General features: G+C 64.8%; 14 protein-coding genes. 8 read left to right on the forward strand and 6 right to left on the reverse strand.

What is annotated here, in order from left to right; translation table 11 throughout:
* The 8 genes from F0A16_RS09750 (at position 1) to F0A16_RS09785 (ending at position 11,839) form a co-directional block, all read left to right on the forward strand.
* The gene (locus tag F0A16_RS09750) at positions 1-1,515 is read left to right on the forward strand and encodes a Y-family DNA polymerase (protein ID WP_149435193.1); all 1,515 of its coding nucleotides are present in this window, start codon (positions 1-3) and stop codon (positions 1,513-1,515) included.
* On the forward strand, positions 1,512-4,691 hold the full coding sequence (locus F0A16_RS09755; protein ID WP_149435194.1) for an error-prone DNA polymerase: 3,180 nt from the start codon (positions 1,512-1,514) through the stop codon (positions 4,689-4,691). The genes F0A16_RS09750 and F0A16_RS09755 overlap by 4 nt, the downstream gene beginning before the upstream one ends.
* A gap of 291 nt (positions 4,692-4,982) precedes the next feature.
* Positions 4,983-5,591: a ZapG family protein gene (locus F0A16_RS09760; RefSeq protein ID WP_149435195.1), complete on the forward strand. Its 609-nt coding sequence runs from the start codon at positions 4,983-4,985 to the stop codon at positions 5,589-5,591.
* Between the two features lie 112 nt (positions 5,592-5,703).
* Positions 5,704-7,944 carry a DNA helicase II gene (gene uvrD, locus F0A16_RS09765; RefSeq protein ID WP_149435196.1) on the forward strand — a complete coding sequence of 747 codons (2,241 nt, stop codon included), beginning with the start codon at positions 5,704-5,706 and terminating at the stop codon, positions 7,942-7,944.
* Positions 7,945-8,115: 171 nt separating this feature from the next.
* Entirely contained in the window at positions 8,116-8,850 is a 735-nt protein-coding gene (gene phoU / locus F0A16_RS09770; protein WP_149435197.1) for a phosphate signaling complex protein PhoU, read from the forward strand.
* A gap of 113 nt (positions 8,851-8,963) precedes the next feature.
* Positions 8,964-9,692: a sulfate transporter CysZ gene (gene cysZ / locus F0A16_RS09775; RefSeq protein WP_149435198.1), complete on the forward strand. Its 729-nt coding sequence runs from the start codon at positions 8,964-8,966 to the stop codon at positions 9,690-9,692.
* Positions 9,693-9,990: 298 nt separating this feature from the next.
* The gene (locus F0A16_RS09780; protein WP_149435199.1) at positions 9,991-10,602 is read left to right on the forward strand and encodes a superoxide dismutase; all 612 of its coding nucleotides are present in this window, start codon (positions 9,991-9,993) and stop codon (positions 10,600-10,602) included.
* Positions 10,603-10,780: 178 nt separating this feature from the next.
* Positions 10,781-11,839 (forward strand): siderophore-interacting protein, encoded by a 1,059-nt coding sequence (locus F0A16_RS09785; RefSeq protein ID WP_149435200.1) that lies wholly within the window; start codon positions 10,781-10,783, stop codon positions 11,837-11,839.
* A 12-nt stretch (positions 11,840-11,851) separates the two neighbouring features.
* On the opposite strand, the gene F0A16_RS09790 is transcribed toward F0A16_RS09785, so the two are convergent.
* From F0A16_RS09790 to F0A16_RS09815, 6 genes are all read right to left on the reverse strand, one after another.
* Positions 11,852-12,697, reverse strand: coding sequence for a M23 family metallopeptidase (locus F0A16_RS09790; protein WP_149435201.1), 846 nt, complete (start codon positions 12,695-12,697; stop codon positions 11,852-11,854).
* A gap of 102 nt (positions 12,698-12,799) precedes the next feature.
* A complete protein-coding gene (locus F0A16_RS22120) occupies positions 12,800-14,470 on the reverse strand; it encodes a methyl-accepting chemotaxis protein (RefSeq protein ID WP_275401756.1) in 1,671 nt (556 codons plus the stop codon).
* Positions 14,471-14,606: 136 nt separating this feature from the next.
* Positions 14,607-15,959 carry a phosphate regulon sensor histidine kinase PhoR gene (gene phoR / locus F0A16_RS09800; protein WP_149435202.1) on the reverse strand — a complete coding sequence of 451 codons (1,353 nt, stop codon included), beginning with the start codon at positions 15,957-15,959 and terminating at the stop codon, positions 14,607-14,609.
* An 8-nt stretch (positions 15,960-15,967) separates the two neighbouring features.
* Positions 15,968-16,657: a phosphate regulon transcriptional regulator PhoB gene (gene phoB / locus F0A16_RS09805; RefSeq protein WP_149435203.1), complete on the reverse strand. Its 690-nt coding sequence runs from the start codon at positions 16,655-16,657 to the stop codon at positions 15,968-15,970.
* A 145-nt stretch (positions 16,658-16,802) separates the two neighbouring features.
* Positions 16,803-17,699 (reverse strand): 4-hydroxybenzoate octaprenyltransferase, encoded by an 897-nt coding sequence (gene ubiA / locus F0A16_RS09810; RefSeq protein WP_149435204.1) that lies wholly within the window; start codon positions 17,697-17,699, stop codon positions 16,803-16,805.
* 125 nt (positions 17,700-17,824) lie between these two features.
* On the reverse strand, positions 17,825-18,289 hold the full coding sequence (locus F0A16_RS09815) for a chorismate--pyruvate lyase family protein (protein ID WP_149435205.1): 465 nt from the start codon (positions 18,287-18,289) through the stop codon (positions 17,825-17,827).
* Between the last annotated feature and the right edge of the window lie 170 nt (positions 18,290-18,459).

Genomic DNA, 18,459 nt, shown 5'->3' on the forward strand with positions numbered 1-18,459 from the left:
GTGCGCTGGGTCTGTCTGCTGTTTCCGCGTCTGGCGCTGGAGGGTGCATTGCGCCGCCGCCCCGATCCCGAGGCCCCATTCGCGCTGATCGACGGGCCGGTAGCGCGCCAATGTATCCGCGCTGCCAATCGCGCCGCTCGCCAGCGGGGTGTCAGGCCCGGGCAGGCACTGGGCTTCGCCGAAGCGCTGATTAACGCGCCGCTTTTTAAGGCGCCCGACGCCGCGCCGCTTTCCAAGGCGCCCAACTCCGCGCCAGATAGGTGGTCTCGATCCGGTTCGAGTCAGCGGCTCGAGACGGCACTCTTCGATGTCGACTCGGTAGAGCGCTGGCGCCGACGGCTGGCGACCTGGGCCTACGGTTTCAGCGCCCAGGTCAGCCTTCACTATCCGCATGCGCTGGTGTTCGAAATCGCCAGCAGTCTCGAGTTGCTCGGCCCCTGGCCACGGCTGGAGGCGCGTCTGCGCGCGGAACTCGGCGAGCTCGGCTTTTCGCATCGACTGGTGATCGCCCCCAACCCGGCGGCAGCGCGGGTACTGGTCAACGTCCATGACGGGCTGGCGGTGGACGACACCGGGCTGGAGTCGGCGTTGGCAACGCTGCGTCTCGATCGGGCGGGACTAGCGAGCATCGATTCCGACCGTGACATCTTGCAGACCCTGAACCGCAGCGGTTTCCAGCGCCTGGGCGAGTTGTTCGCCCTGCCGCGCAGCGCCCTGGCCCGACGTTTCGGTGGTGACCTGATGCGCCACCTGAGCGAACTGCGTGGAGAGTGGCCGCTGGCGCTGGATTACCACCGCCCGACGCCGAGGTTTTCCCGCACCTTCGAATTCGATCAACCGGTGCATGCCATTGCTGGCCTGGCCTTCCCGCTAAAGCGCCTGTTGCAGGAACTGAGCGTGTTCCTGATCGGCCAGGATGCCGGTGTCGAGCGGTTTCGTCTGCAGTTCGGCCTGGAGGGGGGTAGCGTGCAGCATGTCGGGATCGGGCTGCTGGCGGTACAGCGCGACCCTGACATGTTGCTCGAGCTGACCCGTGCCCACCTGGAGCGCGTGCGTCTCGAAGGCCCCGTGCTCTCGCTGACGCTCTTCGCGCCTCGGCTCTCCGACTATGCGCCGACACGACGGGAGTTGCTGGAGGGGCCGGCGCGCCAGGCCCAGGCCTGGGCGGCACTGCACCAGCGTCTGGTGGCACGGCTGGGAGAATCGGCGCTCAGGCCGCTGGTCGAACATCGCGAGCATCGTCCGGAGATGGCGGTGCTGAACGGTGCCGGGCCACGGGCGCGCGATGCCAGCGCCGGCCCGTCGCGTCCCGGCTGGCTCGTCCCTGCGCCGCAGCGCTGCGACGGCGACGTAGTGCAACTGCTGGCAGGGCCGGAGCGCATCGAGAGCGGCTGGTGGGACGGTGGCGACATCCGGCGCGACTACTACCTGGCCCAGTGGGTCGATGGTCGCCACGCCTGGGTCTGGTGCGAGCCGGGGCGGCAGGGCTGGTATCTGCACGGGTGGTTCGGATGAACGACGCGACCGCCTACGCCGAGCTGCACTGCCTTTCCGCGTTCAGCTTCCAGCGTGGGGCCTCCACCGCGGATGAACTGTTCGAGCGCGCCGCACGGCACGGCTATCGCGCCTTGGCGATCACCGACGAAGCCACGCTGGCCGGCATCGTGCGCGGCTGGCAGGCGGCGCGTGAGTACGGCATCGACCTGATCGCCGGCGCGGAGTTTCGTACCGAATGCGGCATCAAGCTGGTGCTGCTGGTGGAGAATCGGCGTGGCTACGAGGCGCTATGTGGCTTGATCACCCGCGTTCGCGGCCGCGCGCCCAAGGGCGAGTATCGGCTGCTCGCAACGGATCTCGGCGGACTCGATGGCGGTGACGGCCTGTTCGCGCTGTGGGTTCCCGACGCCGTGCCGGATCGTGAGGTGGGCGAGCGGCTGGCCAGCGTCTTTCCCGACCGGCTGTGGCTGGCGGTGGAGCTTCACTATGGTTTCGAGAACGGTTGCGACAACGCGGCGCGCCTGGCCCAACTGCAGGCGCTGGCCGCCGAGCTGGGCATTCCGGCAGTGGCGACAGGGGACGTTCATATGCATGCGCGGGGCCGGCGGGCGCTGCAGGATTGTCTCACCGCGATTCGTCATCACCACAGCGTGTTCGAGGCGGGGAATACCCTGTTTGCCAATGGCGAGCGCCATCTACGCAGCCGTGACGCGCTGTCCGCGATCTATCCCGCCGGGCTGATGGCCGAGAGCGTGGCACTGGCGGCGCGCTGCCGTTTCGATCTCGGCGAACTCGAGTACACCTACCCCCACGAGGTAGTGCCGGACGGCAAAACCCCGGCCGAATGGCTGCGCGAACTGACGGCCAGAGGCTGCCAGCGGCGATGGTCGGATGGCGTGCCGGAGAAGGTTGCCAGGCAGATCGATTACGAACTCACGCTGATCGAGGAGCTCGGCTACGAGCACTATTTCCTCACCGTGCACGACATCGTCGACTTCGCTCGGCGGCAGCAGATCCTGTGCCAGGGGCGCGGCTCGGCGGCCAACTCGGCGGTCTGCTACGCGCTGGGGATCACCGAGATCGATCCGTCGCACACGGCGCTGCTGTTCGAGCGCTTCATCTCCCGTGAGCGCGACGAACCGCCGGACATCGATGTCGATTTCGAACACGAGCGCCGCGAAGAGGTGATCCAGTACGTCTTCCGCCGCTACGGGCGGCACCGGGCGGCGCTGACCGCCGTGGTCAGCCATTACCATGCCGCCGGGGCGATACGGGATATCGGCCGGGCGCTGGGTTTCGCGCCGGAGCGGATCGATCGGCTAGCCCGCTGTGCCGGGCGCTGGACCGATCACATACCCGACGAGGCGCGGCTGCGCGAGCAGGGCTTCGAGCCCGACGAGCCAGCACTGCAACGGCTGCTGGTGCTGGCCGGCACGCTCATCGGCTTTCCGCGCCATCTCTCCCAGCATCCGGGTGGCTTCGTGATTTCGGATGCGCCGCTGCAGACGCTGGTGCCGGTGGAAAACGCCGCCATGCCGAAGCGCACCGTGATCCAGTGGGACAAGGACGATCTCGACCTGGTCGGCCTGCTCAAGGTGGATGTGCTCTCGCTGGGCATGCTGACGGTGCTGCGGCGAAGCCTCGATCTGCTGCGCCGGCATCGCGGACTCGACTACGAGCTGGCGACGATTCCCAAGGCGTGCGACGAGACCTACGCCATGATCCAGCGCGCCGACACCATCGGCGTGTTCCAGATCGAATCCCGCGCGCAGATGGCGATGCTGCCGCGGCTCAGGCCGGCCAAGTTCTACGACCTGGTGATCGAAGTGGCGATCGTGCGCCCCGGGCCGATCCAGGGCGACATGGTTCACCCCTACCTCCGGCGGCGTCACGGCGAGGAGCCGATCACCTATCCGTCACAGGCATTCAAGGACGCCTTCGAACGCACCCTGGGCGTGCCGCTGTTCCAGGAACAGGTGATGGCACTGGCGGTGGAAGCGGCGGGTTACAGCCCCGGCGAGGCGGACCAACTGCGGCGCTCGATGGCGGCGTGGAAGCGCCACGGCGGGCTCGAACCCCATCGCCAGCGGATCGTCGAGGGCATGCTCGAACGCGGCTACGCAAGAGAGTTCGCCGAGCGCATCTTCGAGCAGATCAAGGGCTTCGGCAGCTACGGCTTTCCCGAATCCCACGCCGCCAGTTTCGCCCTGCTTACCTACGCCAGCTGCTGGTTCAAGTGTCACGAGCCGGCAATCTTCGCCTGCGCCCTGATCAACAGCTGGCCAATGGGCTTCTATTCGCCGGACCAGGTGCTGCAGGACGCCCGCCGCCATGGCGTCGAAGTGCGCCCGGTCGACATTCGCGAGAGCCAGTGGGAGAGCACGCTGGAACCCGCGCCCCCGAGTTCTAATAAAAACAGCTCTGATGGAGAAAATTCTGGTAGAAAGAGCAGCGGGGCGCTGGCGATCCGGCTCGGTCTGCACATGATCAAGGGACTCGCCGAGAGCGACGGCGAACGGCTGCTGGCGGCGCGCGACATGCCGGACTGCGATAGCGTCGAGCGCCTGGCGGCAAGATCCGGGGTCAAGCGGGCGGTGCTCTCGCGGCTCGCCGATGCCGGCGCGCTGGAGGGGTTGGCCGGTGATCGTCATCGGGCGCGCTGGGCCACGGCCGGTGTCGAGGCATCGCTGCCGCTGTTTTCCCAAAGTGGTATCGAGGTCGATAGCGAAGAGGAGACGCTCGCGCTACCGGCCATCGAGGTCGGCGAGGCGATCAAGGCGGACTACGCTGCGCTCGGCACCACGCTGGGGCCGCATCCGATGTCGCTGCTGCGCCAGCGCTACCGCTCGGAGGGGGCCCGCGGTCTGGGCGGCGTGATGGACTCGAAACGCCTCGCCGAGCTGCCGAGCGACATCGGCGTGGCGATCACCGGGCTGGTGGTCGGGCGGCAGCGTCCCGGTTCCGCCAAGGGGGTGACTTTTCTCACCCTCGAGGACGAATTCGGCATGGTCAATGTCGTGGTCTGGCCGCGGCTGGCCGTGCGCTATCGCCGTATCCTGCTCGAATCCCGACTGCTGCGGGTGACCGGCAGGCTGGAGAGCCAGGAGGGCGTGCGCCACATCATCGCCAAACGTCTGGTCGACCTTACCGGCCTGCTTGAGGGGCTGAGTACGCGCAGCCGGGATTTTCACTGATCCGAGCTACGAGCTACGAGCTACGAGCTACGAGCGAAAGGAAAGCGTAAAACGTCACGACCGGCTTCAGGCCGCCTTGGAGCGACAGTGAGCGTAAATCGAAACGGGGACCGGCGAGTCGCGAGCCACTGGCCGAGCGGGGCTGAACTATGGTTAGGTGCTGAACTGGGATTGGGTATTGAACCAACCCGCCGCGCGACCTGTCTTCAATCATGGTGCGGCAAAGACCGATGATGACGTTTGTCTTTCAATCACTTGAATTGTCTTTCAATCATAAGAGGCGGCTGAGTTATGGAGAGCATTGGCGTAGGGCCCTGGATTGCCATCGCGGTAGCCGTGGGCGCCGTTGGCGTATTGGTCGGCTACTGGCTGGGTACCAAGATGGGTGGCCACAACACCGAACCGATGCGCGAACTCAACCGCGAACACACCGCCTACAAGGAAGACGTGCGTGAGCATTTCGAGCAGGTCTCCGCGACCATGACCCGCATGGTGGAGGACTACCGCGAGATGTATCAGCATGTCGCCAAGGGGGCCGAGAAGCTCGCCGACATGCATCACGAGACGGTGATCGAGCCGCCGCCCAAGCCCGAGGCAATCACCCAGGAGAGGCCGACCGACGGCAAGGAGCGCGATACCTCGACTGCCGACGAAAACCGCGAGACAGCGACAGCGGCGACCTCCACCGCTTCTCCCGCATCGGCTTCCCGGGCAACGGATCCAGCAAAGACGTCCTCGGCAACGGCGGCCACGGCGTCCGGCGCGGCGGCGAAATCCTCCGCGTCCCCCTCGGCGACCGGTGCCGCTGGCTCCGGGGCGGCGTCATCCGCGTCCGCGCGCCCGCAGGACGCGGCGATCCGCGCCGCCGCCGAGGATGCCGCCACGGCGCAGAAGCGCTGACCTTACCCGCGCCAGTCAGCCGTCGCGGGCGTCATGTCAGGTGGAGCGGGCCGGCTATGTTAAGCTGGCGCGCTCTTCTCTATTTCCAGCAGCAGGCCCCGCACGGTTCCCAATGGATGATGTCTCGCCACTAATCGACTCCCTCAACGCCAATCAGCGCGAGGCCGTCGCTGCGCCGCCCGGCAACATGCTGGTGCTGGCCGGTGCCGGCTCGGGCAAGACCCGGGTGCTGGTGCACCGTATCGCCTGGCTGATGCAGGCCGAGGGCGTGTCTCCCTACGCCATTCTGGCGGTGACCTTCACCAACAAGGCCGCCCGCGAGATGCGGACGCGTCTCGAGGCGCTGCAGGGCGCGACGCTGCGCAACATGTGGGTCGGCACCTTCCACTCCATCGCCCACCGCCTGCTGCGAACCCACTGGCACGATGCCCGTCTGCCCCAGCATTTCCAGATCATCGACAGCGACGACCAGCTGCGGCTGGTCAAGCGCCTGCTGCGGGACCACAACGTCGACGACGAGCGCTATCCGCCCAAGCAAGTGCAGTATTTCATCGGTGGCTGCAAGGAGGAGGGGCTGCGTCCGCAGCAGGTGGCGACCCACGGCGACCCGTACATGGCCAAGATGGTCGAGCTCTACGAACTCTATCAACTGACCTGCGAACGCGGCGGGCTGGTCGACTTCGGCGAGCTGCTGCTGCGCAGTCTGGAACTGCTGCGCGATACGCCGGCGCTGCTCAAGCACTACCGCGAGCGCTTCGGCCATATCCTGGTCGACGAGTTCCAGGACACCAATACCCTGCAGTACGCCTGGTTGAAATTGCTGGCCGGCGTTGATGGCAATGGGGGGAGCGATGACCATCGTGCGGCCATGATCGTGGTCGGCGACGACGATCAGTCGATCTACGGCTGGCGCGGGGCCAAGGTCGAGAACATTCGCCGTTTCGAGAGCGAGTTCGCCGACACCCGGACCGTGCGTCTGGAGCAGAACTATCGTTCCACCAGCGCCATTCTGGACGCTGCCAATGCGCTGATCAGTCACAACAGCGGGCGCATGGGCAAGGAGCTGTGGACTGACGGCGATGCCGGCGACAAGATCTCCGTCTATGCCGGCTTCAACGATCTCGACGAGGCGCGTTTCATCGTCGATACCATTGGCGAGCAGGGGCGCAACGGTTTCGCGCGCCGCGAGATGGCGATTCTCTACCGCTCCAATGCCCAGTCCCGGGTGATCGAGGAGGCGCTGATCCGCAGCGGCGTGCCGTATCGCATCTACGGCGGCCAGCGATTCTACGAACGCCTCGAGATCAAGAATGCGCTGGCTTATCTGCGGCTGCTGCTCAACCGCGAGGACGACGCTTCGCTGGAACGGGTGATCAACGTGCCGCCTCGCGGGATTGGCACGCGTACGGTGGAGATCCTGCGTGGTCGTGCCCGCGACACCAACGTGTCGCTGTGGCAGGCGCTGCACGACAGCCTGAGCGACGGCAAGCTCAAGGGCCGCGCCGGCAATGCGATCAACGCCTTCGCCGAGCTGATCGAACGCCTCGATATCGACACCGCTGGCATGGCGCTGTACGAAATCATCGATCACGTCATTCAGATTTCCGGTCTGATCGATCATCACCGCAGCGAGAAGGGCGAGAAAGGTCAGGCGCGGGTCGAGAACCTCGAGGAGCTGATCAACGCGGCGCGGGCGTTCTCGCAGAATGCGCAGGCCAACCCGGTCGACCTGCAGGAGGTCGGCGAAGGCGCTGCGGCGCTGGAGCCATTCCTGGCCGAGGCGGCGCTCAATGCTGGCGATCACGAAGCCGATGAGTTCGAGGACTGCGTGCAGATGATGACGCTGCACTCGGCCAAGGGGCTGGAATTCCCGGTGGTGTTCGTGGCTGGCATCGAGGAGGGTCTGTTCCCGCACAAGATGTCGTTGGAAGAGCCGGGACGCCTCGAGGAGGAGCGCAGACTCTGTTACGTCGGCATGACCCGCGCCATGCGCAAGCTCTATCTGACCTATGCCGAGATCCGTCGGCTGCACGGCCGCGAAACGATGGCGCGACCGTCGCGTTTCCTGCGGGAAGTGCCCGAGGAGCTGCTCGAGGAAGTGCGCCTGCGCGGCCAGATATCGCGACCGGTGACGTCCCGGCCGGACGTTGGCCCGGCACGCCAGCAGGGCATCGAAGGCGGCGGCGATCTGCCATCGCTGTCGCTTGGCCAGCGCGTCAGTCATCCGCTGTTCGGCGAGGGCGTGATCCTCGATGCCGAGGGCGAAGGAGCGCGGGCCCGGGTGCATGTCAGTTTCGAGGGCGAGGGCGACAAGTGGCTGGTACTGGGGTTCGCCAAACTGACCCCGCTGTGAACCCGTCATCGTCACGAAGTTGCAACAATTTCATGCGATGATCGCCGTCATAGGTGTCTCTACGCCTGTCGCGTCCAGGCCATCGAAGACCGATTGTCGATGGCAGACTCAGCTGCCCAAGCCACCGTGTCAGATACGTCAACGCCCCCAGACAAGCCGTCGGAGTCACGCATGGATATCACCAGCGATACCCACAGTCAGCACATCTCGCAGCAGTACAACCAGGATCTCGAGACCATCAAGACCCAGCTGATGGCCATGGGCGGACTGGTCGAGAAGCAGCTCCAGGAAGCCCTTGCGGCCCTGCTGGAGGGCGATAGCCAACTGGCTATCCGGGTGCGCGACAACGATACCAGCGTCAACGACATGCAGCTCAAGATCGACGAGGAGTGTGTGCGGATTCTGGCGCGTCGCCAGCCGGCCGCCTCCGATCTGCGCCTGGTCATTGCGGTCATCCGGGCCACCAACGATCTCGAACGGATGGGCGATGAAGCCAACAAGATCGCGCGCAATGCGCTCGATCTTATCGAATCGGGGCGCATCCCCCAGGGCAGTGTGGAGATCCGCCATATCAGTGAGCACGTGCGCAGCATGCTGCGTGATTCGCTGACCGCCTTCGCGCGTTTCGATACCGAACTGGCCTTGAAGGTGGTTCAGGAAGACGCCTCGGTGGATAGCGAGTACACCACTGCCATGCGATCGCTGGCGACCTTCATGATGGAAGACTCTCGCTCCATCGGTGGCGTGCTGAGCGTCATGACGGTACTGCGCGCGCTGGAGCGGATCGGCGATCACGCCGACAACCTGGCCGAGCACGTCATCTATCTGGTGAAGGGACGCGACATTCGCCATACCTCGGTGGAGGAGCTCGACCGGGAAGACCTGGGGCGAAGCGACAAGCGCTAAAGGCCCCGGTCTCGCCGTCTGGTGATCGCGATCGGTCAGGATTGACGCCGCGCTGGAGGGACTTGTGTTAGCGTGTCGATCACGCAACACTTTGTCTGGTCGACGGATTCAGCATGATCTACTCCCTGCAAGCGATTATCCAAGGCACGCGCCTGGTGTTCGAACCCGGGCTGCGCCGCTTCGTGATCGGTCCGATTCTGGTCAACCTGCTGCTGTATGGCGGCACGCTCTTCTATCTCTTCGAAAATTTCGGCGGCTGGCTCGACTACGGCATGCGCCAGATACCCGGCTGGCTAACCTGGCTCGAGTGGCTGATCTGGCCGCTGCTGGTCGTTGCCCTGGCGCTGATCGTCTTCTTCACTTTCACCCTGGTCTCCAATCTGATCGCGGCGCCGTTCTACGGCTTTCTGGCCGAGAAGGTGGAAACCCGGGTCACCGGGCGGCCACCGAGCGACGAGCGCGGGCTGATGAAGGCTGGCGTCGATGCGCTGGGGCGCGAACTGATCAAGCTTGGCTATATTCTGCCGCGCATGGCGGTGCTGTTCCTGCTGGGATTCGTGCCGGGACTGAATCTGATCACCCCCTTTCTGTGGGCGGCGTTTTCGGCCTGGATGATGGCCGTCCAGTATCTCGATTACCCGATGGACAACAATCAGGTTGGTTTCACCGACATGCTCCGCCGCCTGCGCGCGCACTGGTGGCCGACGTTGACCTACGGCGCCTGCATGTCGGTGGCGACCTGGGTGCCGGTGCTCAACCTGGTTCTGCTGCCCGGCGGCGTTGCCGGTGGCGTCATGCTGTGGGATCGCTTCTATCGCCCCATGGTACCGGCCACCCGTTGATAGCGAGCTGCAGGCGCACGCCGACGGAAGCCGGGATCGACAAGAAAAATGGCGAGTGGGGTTGAAAGCTGCCGTGGGGCACGCCATCTAGGCTAGACGATAGGGAGATTTGCCGAAGCCGTGAAACCGGTTCAGCCAATGCTTCGGAAAATTTTTTTAAATCAAGATGATATATCAACGTAGCAACGCTTTTCCTCAGCCGAGCTTGCTTGACACCGTGAGGCGTTGCTCACTATTTTGATTCACCCGAGAGGCGCCCACGTCGGGCAATGCCTCCTCATGAAAGGGAGTTTTGATCATGGCTCATAGCTTACCGTCGCTACCCTACGCATATGACGCGCTGGAACCCAAGATCGACGCGATGACGATGGAGATTCACCACACTCGTCACCATCAGACCTACATCAACAACCTCAACGCCGCGCTGGAAGGCACGGGGCTCGAGGAGGTGCCGGTCGACAAGCTGATGGCCGATATCGACAAGGTGCCGCAGGACAAGCGCCAGGCTGTCATCAACAACGGTGGCGGCCATGCCAACCACTCCCTGTTCTGGACCGTCATGTCCAAGGACGGCGGTGGCGAGCCGACCGGCAAGGTGGGCGAAGCCATCCAGAGCGAGCTGGGCGGTTACGACGCTTTCAAGGAAGAGTTCAAGAAAGCGGCCACCGGTCGTTTCGGTAGCGGCTGGGCCTGGCTGGTGGTGACGCCGGAGAAGAAGCTCAAGGTCATCAACACCCTGAACCAGGACAGCCCGCTGATGGAAGGGCTGACGCCGATTCTGGGGCTGGACGTTTGGGAACACGCCTACTACCTGAAGTATCAGAACAAGCGTCCGGACTACATCGCGGCGTTCTTCGACGTCATCAACTGGGATGAAGTCAACCGTCGCTATGCCGAAGCCATCGCCTGATCGCCAGGCCGATGTTACCGGCGTAAGCCGTCCCAAGATGCCTCCGCTCACCGGGGGCATCTTGCGTTGATTCCCGCCTCTGCAAGGATTCCCCCCTCAGCGGCTTTTCTGGTACGCTGACCGCGCTGGCGTCCTGCCGGCTCAGTTCATCGACCCACCCTCGCGACGATCCGACACCATGACTGCACAACGCTGCGACGCCACGCTGACGCTCACCGATGTAAATGATTTTCGATTGCGCCTGATAGCGTTTCTGGATGAGTACGACGTGGCCTATCGCAGCGACGAGCGCCAGGTGGCGATCGACCTGCCGGGTGGGGAAGCGCGCTTCTCGGTGAGCCGGGTCGGTCTTCACCTCGAGGCCGAAGCCGACGCGAGGGACGGCCTGGAAACGCTGCGCGGGATCATCGAACACTACGTCGCGCTGTTCGCCGGCGAGAACGCACTGCCGCTGCACTGGCATGGAGACGTAGTGGCGGCGCCGACCTTTGCCAACTTCCGCGAGATGCGGGTGGCCCGGATCGAGGAGCTGAGCCCCAGCATCCGCCGCCTGACGCTGACCGGCGAAAATCTGGCGCGCTTCGATCACCCCGAAGAGTGGCACGTGCGGCTGCATTTTCCGCCGCCCGGGATCGACCGCCCCCAGTGGCCGCGCCCCACGGCGGAAGGCGGTACCCAGTGGCCGCCGGAAGATCGACGGGCCGAGATTCGCTACTACACCATCCGCCGTCTGGACGTCGCCAGCGGCGAGGTGGATATCGATTTTCTGCTGCACGAAGCGCCGGGGCCGGGGGGCGATTTCGCCCGCCGGGCCAAGCCGGGGGACATCTGCGGCATGGCCGGCCCCTACGGCCGGGGCGTTGCCGAGGCGTCGCACTATCTGCTGGCCGGTGACGAGACCGCCATTCCCGCCATCGCACGATTGCTGGAAACGCTGCCGGCGAGCGCGCAGGTCGAGGCGTGGCTGGAGGTCGAATCGCCGGTGGATGAGCTGGAGCTGCCGGTCGCCGATCACTGCCGCATCAGCTGGCGTCACCGCTGTCGTGGCCACGCACCCAGCGAGCAGCTCGCCGCGGCGGTGGTCGAGGCGATGCCCGACACCCGCGACGATCTGTTCGTCTGGTTCGCTGGCGAAGCCGATGTCAGCCAGTGCCTGAGAAAACGGCTCAAGCAGGAGTTCGGGCTGCAGAAGGGGCAGCATCTGGTCACCGGCTACTGGAAACGAGAAAGCGCCTAGCTTCGTTCGTGACTAACGGCCACGCTCCAGTACCAGCAGCGGGTCGATGCGGGTATCGAACCAGTTCATGCCCCAGTGCAGGTGGGGCCCGGTGGCGCGCCCGGTGGAACCCACCGCGCCGATCACCTCTCCCTGTTCGACGCGATCGCCGACCTTCACGTCGATCCGCGAGAGGTGCAGGAAGTTGGAGCTGATGCCGTAACCGTGATCGAGCAGCACCGTACCGCCGGTCAGATAGAGATCGTCGGCAAAGGTGATCACGCCGCTGGCCGGCGCCTTGACCGGTGTACCCTCGGCGGCGGCGATGTCCATGCCCGAGTGCGCCGAGCCCGGCGCGCCGTTGTAGATACGCTGATTGCCGAAACGCCCGCTAATGCGCCCTTCCACCGGCCAGATGAAGGTCTGGGTGAAACCCACCCGGTCGTCGTTGCGCGCACGCTCGGCGCTGACGGCGGCCTGCTCGCGCTGGATACGCCGGGCGATCTCCGGCGGCGGCGAGACGGTCCTGGGTGGTACGCCGTCGATGCGTTCGGTCGGCCAGTCCCGCGGCGTGATCGCGACCGCGACGTTCTGCTGGCGGCCATCCGGCGTGGTGATCGACACCGTCTGACGACCGCTGGCATCGCGCCCGACGCCGAACACCACGGTGCCGTAACCGGTGACCCTGAGATCGTGCCCCGCCACCGAGACCTGGCTGCCGGGCGGCACTCGACCGATCACCATCGAGCCCTGTTGGACGCTGTCGGGGAAGGTGATCGGAACCGTATCGGCGTGTGTCTCGAGCGTGACGCCCGCCAGCAGCAGCATGAACACGATGGCGCCGACGAGTCGACGCCACGAGAGGAAGGAAGGGATCATGACCACCTGTCGGCACTCCGTATCTCGGGATGCCGCCACCATAACCCGAGGCGGTGGTGGAGGAAACGCTGACGGGAGACCGGACCGAGTCGAGAGAGTCGCCTAAAACGACTCCCACTCGTCGTTATCGCTCGGCGTCGAACGTGTCGCGGTCGCGACTCCCGGCGATGACGTCATCGCCAATGTCGGTGTCGTGGTCGAGGGAGACGGCGAACGATAGCGCGACACCCTCTCGTCGTATTCGACGTCGGCGATCTTGAACCCGGCCAATGCCCGTTCCAGCATCGCCACCTGCGCATTGAGCGTGGCGGCGGCGGCCGATGCCTGCTGCACCAGCGAGGCGTTCTGCTGGGTGACGTGATCCATCTGCACCACGGCCTCGTTGACCTGGTCGATACCGTTGGACTGTTCGCCGGAGGCGATCGAGATCTCCTCGATCAGGTCGGTCATGCGGGCGACCGAATCCACGGCGCGACGAATGGTCTCGCCGGCCTGCTCGACGATCTCGGAGCCGGCATCGATCCTGCGATTCGAGGCGTCGATCAGCTCTCGGATCTCGCGGGAGGCATCGGCGCTGCGGCTGGCCAGCGTACGGACTTCATTGGCGACGACCGCGAACCCCCTACCCTGCTCGCCGGCTCGGGCGGCTTCCACGGAGGCGTTGAGCGCCAGGATATTGGTCTGGAAGGCGATCGAGTCGATCACGCCGACGATCTCGGTGACCCGACGCGAACTGTCGGTGATGCCCTGCATGGTCGAGACGACCTGATCCATCATCTCGCCGCCCTCTGCGGCGGTGTTGCGCGCCTCGCCGGCCAGGCCGCTGGCCTGGCGGGCGTTGTCGGCGTTCTGGCGCACCGTCTGGGTCAGTTCCTCCATGCTGGAGGCGGTCTCACCGATGGACGCCGCCTGCTGCTCGGTTCGCGCGGCCAGGTCCTGATTGCCGCTGTGAATCTGGCCCACGCCGACGGTGATGGTGGTCGAGGCGTGGCGAACGTTGGCCATCGATTCGGCCAGGTGAATCCGCATGCCCTCGATGGCCGCTAGCAGACTGCGCCGGTCGCCGGATTTGACCTGCAACGCGGTGGTGAGATCGCCCTCGGCCATGCCCCGGATCGCATCGCGCGCCTGGCGCGGATCGCCCCCCAGGTCGCCCAGCACGTTGCGGATGATCCAGCCCATGAGCAGCGTGATGATGATGCCGATGACACCGGCGATCAGGCTCATCTTCAACACGCCGGCCCAGAATGCGTGCTGGATGTCGCTGATATAGACGTTGGCGGCGAGATACCAGTCCCACTCGGGGACGTAGCGCACGTAGTTGAGGCGCGATACGTCCTGGCCATCGGCATTGGTGGAGGTGTACTCCAGCGTGCCGTCGTCGGGGGAGTCCGCCAGCGCCTTGAGCTCGCGATAGAAGTAGACGCCGTTGTCGTCGCGGAAACCGCTCATGTCCGTGCCGATGTCGCGCTTGGGGTGATAGACCAGATGAATGTCGCTGTCGAAGGCGTAGACATAGCTGCCGTCGAGATCCAGCGCCGACAGGTCCCTGCGCGCAAAGTCCTTGGCGGCGTCTTCGGAGAACTCGTCATCGTTGGCGCGCTGGACATAGCGCTCGACCAGCGTCTGGGCGCTGGCCACGAAGCTCTTGAGACTGCTGACGCGCTCGGCCATCAGCGTCTCGCGCTTTTCCAGGGCCATCCAGCCCACCAGAATCAGCATGCCCAGCCACATCAGGCCAACCGTGATCCAGAGTTTTCGTCGCATCGTCATCTTCAGGGGCGTCCTTTTCTTCGCGAGAAGCAATTCATATAAACAACTAGTAGCTATGAACCGACCTCGTTATCGGCCGGGGACGCCGAAGATTGAGCGGGTATCGAAGGAGAGCGCCAAAAAAGGAGGGGATTGGTCAGGCTGACGTCGACGTATCGGAGGAGGGGGAGGTCGGCAGTGCGGGCGCCACGCGCGCCGCCGGGAACACGCAGCGGAAGCGCGCGCCGAGCCCCGGACGGCTGACGATTTCCAGGCTGGCGTCGTGACGCAGCAGCACGTGCTTGACGATGGCCAGGCCCAGTCCCGTACCGCCGGTGGCGGCGCTGCGACCCTTGTCGACGCGATAGAAGCGCTCGGTCAGCCGCGGGATATGGATGGGGTCGAAACCGTCGCCGTTGTCTTCCACTTCGATGGCGGAGCCGTCGTGCCAGGGCTTCCAGCGTAAGGTGATGGTACTGCCTGCCGGCGTGTAGCGAACGGCGTTGAAGACCAGGTTGGAGACGGCGCTGCGTATCTCCTTGGTGTTCGCCAGCAACTGCCGTGGCTCTTCGGTTTCTATCGACAACTGGTGGTGTTCCGCGCTCAACTCGCGGGCATCGGCGGCGATGCTGTCGAGAAGCGAGGGCACGTCGAGAGTGTCGCGATCGTCATCGGGGCTGTCGATCTCGAGGCGTGACAACAGCAGCAGATCTTCGACCAAGTTCTGCATGCGGGTGGTCTGTGCCTGCATCTGGTCGAACCCGCGCTGCCAGCGTTGGGGCAACTGATCGACATGATCCGAATAGGTTTCGAGATAGCCGGCCAGCACTGTCAGCGGTGTGCGCAGTTCATGGGAAACGTTGGCGACGAAGTCGCGTCGCATCATTTCCAGTTGGTGCAGTCGGGTCACGTCCCGCGCCATCAGTAGGCGTTCGTTGTCGCCGAACAGCGTAAGATGGAACTGCAGGGTACGATTGGCCTGGACCGGGGAAGGAATCAGCAGTGGCTCGCGGTAGTCGCCCGTCTCGAAATAGGCGATGAAACGGGGATCGCGCAGGAAGTTGGTGATCGGCTGCCCGCGATCGTGATCGGGCTGCAGACCGAGCATGTCGCAGGCAGCGCTGTTCCACCATTCAAGATCGCCCTGGGGATCCAGCATCACCACGCTGTCGCGCATCGCCTCGCAGGAGTCCTGAATCCGCCGCAGGATGTCGCGCAGTCGCTGCTGTAGCTGGGTCTGCGCTTTCTGATAGTGGTACAGGCGATCGAACAGATCGCCCCATACGCCGGTGCCGGGTGGCGGCGCCTCGCGGGGATTCTTCAACAGCCAGACGTAGAGCAGCCGCACGTGGCGCAGGTGCAGGAACACGTAGAGCCCGAGACCGGCCGCCAGTCCCCACCCCATTCCGGCGAGCAGGTGGCCGCCCAACTCGCCGAGCAACAGCCCCATCGCGCCAAGCCCGAACAGCATGTAGCCGAGGCGCCACAGTTCGTTGATCCAGTAGCGCACGTCCTGACTTACTCCCTGATCGAAAAGCGGTAGCCGGTGCCGCGCACGGTCTGGACCAGATGCTGGTGCGCTTCACCCAAGGATTTGCGCAAGCGCCGAATGTGTACGTCTACGGTACGCTCTTCCACATACACATTGCCGCCCCAGACCTGATCCAGCAACTGGCTGCGGGTGTAGGCACGTTCCTGGTGGGTCATGAAGAACTGCAGCAGGCGATACTCGGTCGGGCCAATCTCCAGTGCGCCGCCGTTGGAAGTGACGCGATGGCTGGAGGGATCGAGCCGTAGCCCGTCGACCTCGACCGCTTCCTCGATACCCGGCGGCGTGGCCCGGCGTAGTACCGCCTTGAGACGTGCCACCAGCTCGCGTGGCGAAAACGGCTTGGTGATGTAATCGTCGGCGCCAGCTTCCAGCCCTTGAACCTTGTTGTCCTCTTCCCCCTTGGCGGTGAGCAGGATGATCGGCATTTCGGCGGTGGCTTCCTCGCGCTTCAGACGGCGCGCGAGTTCGATGCCGCTGGTGCCGGGCATCATCCAGTCGAGCAGAATCAGGTCGGGTTTCTGGTCCAGCGCCATGGCGTGGCCGGTCTGGGCGTTGTCGGCTTCCAGCACGCGATAATCGGCCATTTCCAGGGCGACGGCGATCATTTCGCGGATGGATGCTTCGTCGTCAACGATGAGTACGGTCTTGGAGCTCATGCGCAATGCCTCGAGTGAGCCGCCGGTCAGCTTTCTTGCGTGGCGTCGATGACACCATCGGGCGTAGCTTCCGGCCGTGACAGAACGGTGACGATTACATCGTGAAAATATGACATTGATATGACAGTCACGCCAATCTCGCCATTCAAGTCGGTGGCCACAGGGTAAGCATCAGCCCCGCGAACAGCAGCAGCCCGGACCAGAAATTGTTGAGAAAGGCGCGAAAGCAGGCGTCGCGCTCGCGTTCCCGGATCAGGCACTGCTGATAGACGAAGGTGGCCGCCATCGCGGCCAGGCCCAGCCAGAAGAATCCACCCAGTTGCGTCCGCATGCCGGTCCAAACCAGCAACGCCAGCGTCAGCAACTGCAGCAGACCGATGATCCGCTTGTCCCACTGGCCGAACAGCCGTGCGGTGGACTTGATCCCGATCTTGATGTCGTCGTCGCGATCGACCATCGCGTATTGGGTGTCGTAGGCCACGGTCCAGGCAATGTTGGCGAGAAGCAGCAACCAGGCTTCCAACGGTACCTCGCGGCTCACCGCCATGAACGCCATCGGGATGCTCCACGAGAACGCCATGCCCAGCACCACCTGCGGCAGATGGGTGTAGCGCTTCATGAACGGATAGATCGCCGCCAGCGCGACGCCAACGAAGGAGAGCAGCACGGTGGCCAGGTTGGTGAAGCAGACCAGCACGAATGCCAGCACCACCAGACCCGCGAACAGGATCCTGGCCTCCTGCTCGCTGATCCGTCCGGTCGCCAGCGGGCGCTCCCGGGTCCGCTTGACGTGGCCGTCCAGATGACGGTCGGCATAGTCGTTGACGACGCAGCCGGCGGCTCGCATCAGATAGACACCGAGCACGAAGATGATCAGCGTGGCGCGATCCGGCAGACCGTCGGCCGCCAGCCACAGCGCCCACAGCGTCGGCCACATCAGCAGCCAGGTGCCGATCGGCTTGTCGAGTCGCGTCAGGCGCAGGAAATCGGGCAGGCGGGCAAGGCCGCGAGGGAGAGCGGAGGAGGGACCAGCGCTGGGCATACGAAGCTCCGAAACGGCAAAAACGACAAGATCTGAAATCGCCACCGACTTTACTGCAACGGCGGTCTCGCTTCGAGGCCTGGGATCGCCGTTCAAGTCCTGGGTCCCGTTCGGCGGATCCTGGTTCAGGTTGGAGAAAGGCCGAGATCCTCGGCCATCTCACGTTGAAAGCACTCCTGGACCAGCAACTGGATACCGCCATGGCGAAAGCGCGAACGACGTAGCCAGAGGCCTTCGCCAGGGGGCGATACCCGCGCCACTTCGATCGGGTCGCGTTCGAGATCGTGCTGCGCGAACAGCCAGCTGCCCAGCGAACGCTCCCCCAGCGTGCGCAGACGACGACAGCCGATGCGATCCAGCGGGGCGACCGAGCGCGCCGCCACCCACGGCCGCTCGCCGCTCATCAGCATGACCTCGCGTATCCAGGCGACGTCGGTATGTGCCAGACCCAACGCAAGCGCCTCGTCGCGTCGTGGTCGTTCGATGCCCTGGTGTACCAGCCTGACCCGAAAGGGGCGCTCGGAGGCCGCGATCAGCCGCGCGGTAAGCGAGTCGGTGGAGGCCACCCACTGCCACCAGGCGGCGCTCATGCGAGGGCGTCGCGTGGCTGCGGGGGCCCAGCGAGTCCATCGCCAGGATCGTTCGGAGGGCGACAGGGCATGGCAGTGACAGGTTGAGGGCACGCGAAGCGACTCCATCATGACGCACCAGGAAAGCGCAGCGTCGTGGAAAAAGCCATGAACCACCGGACGGCGCGGGT

The organism is Salinicola corii (assembly GCF_008298015.1).
GTDB classification, from domain to species: domain Bacteria; phylum Pseudomonadota; class Gammaproteobacteria; order Pseudomonadales; family Halomonadaceae; genus Salinicola; species Salinicola corii.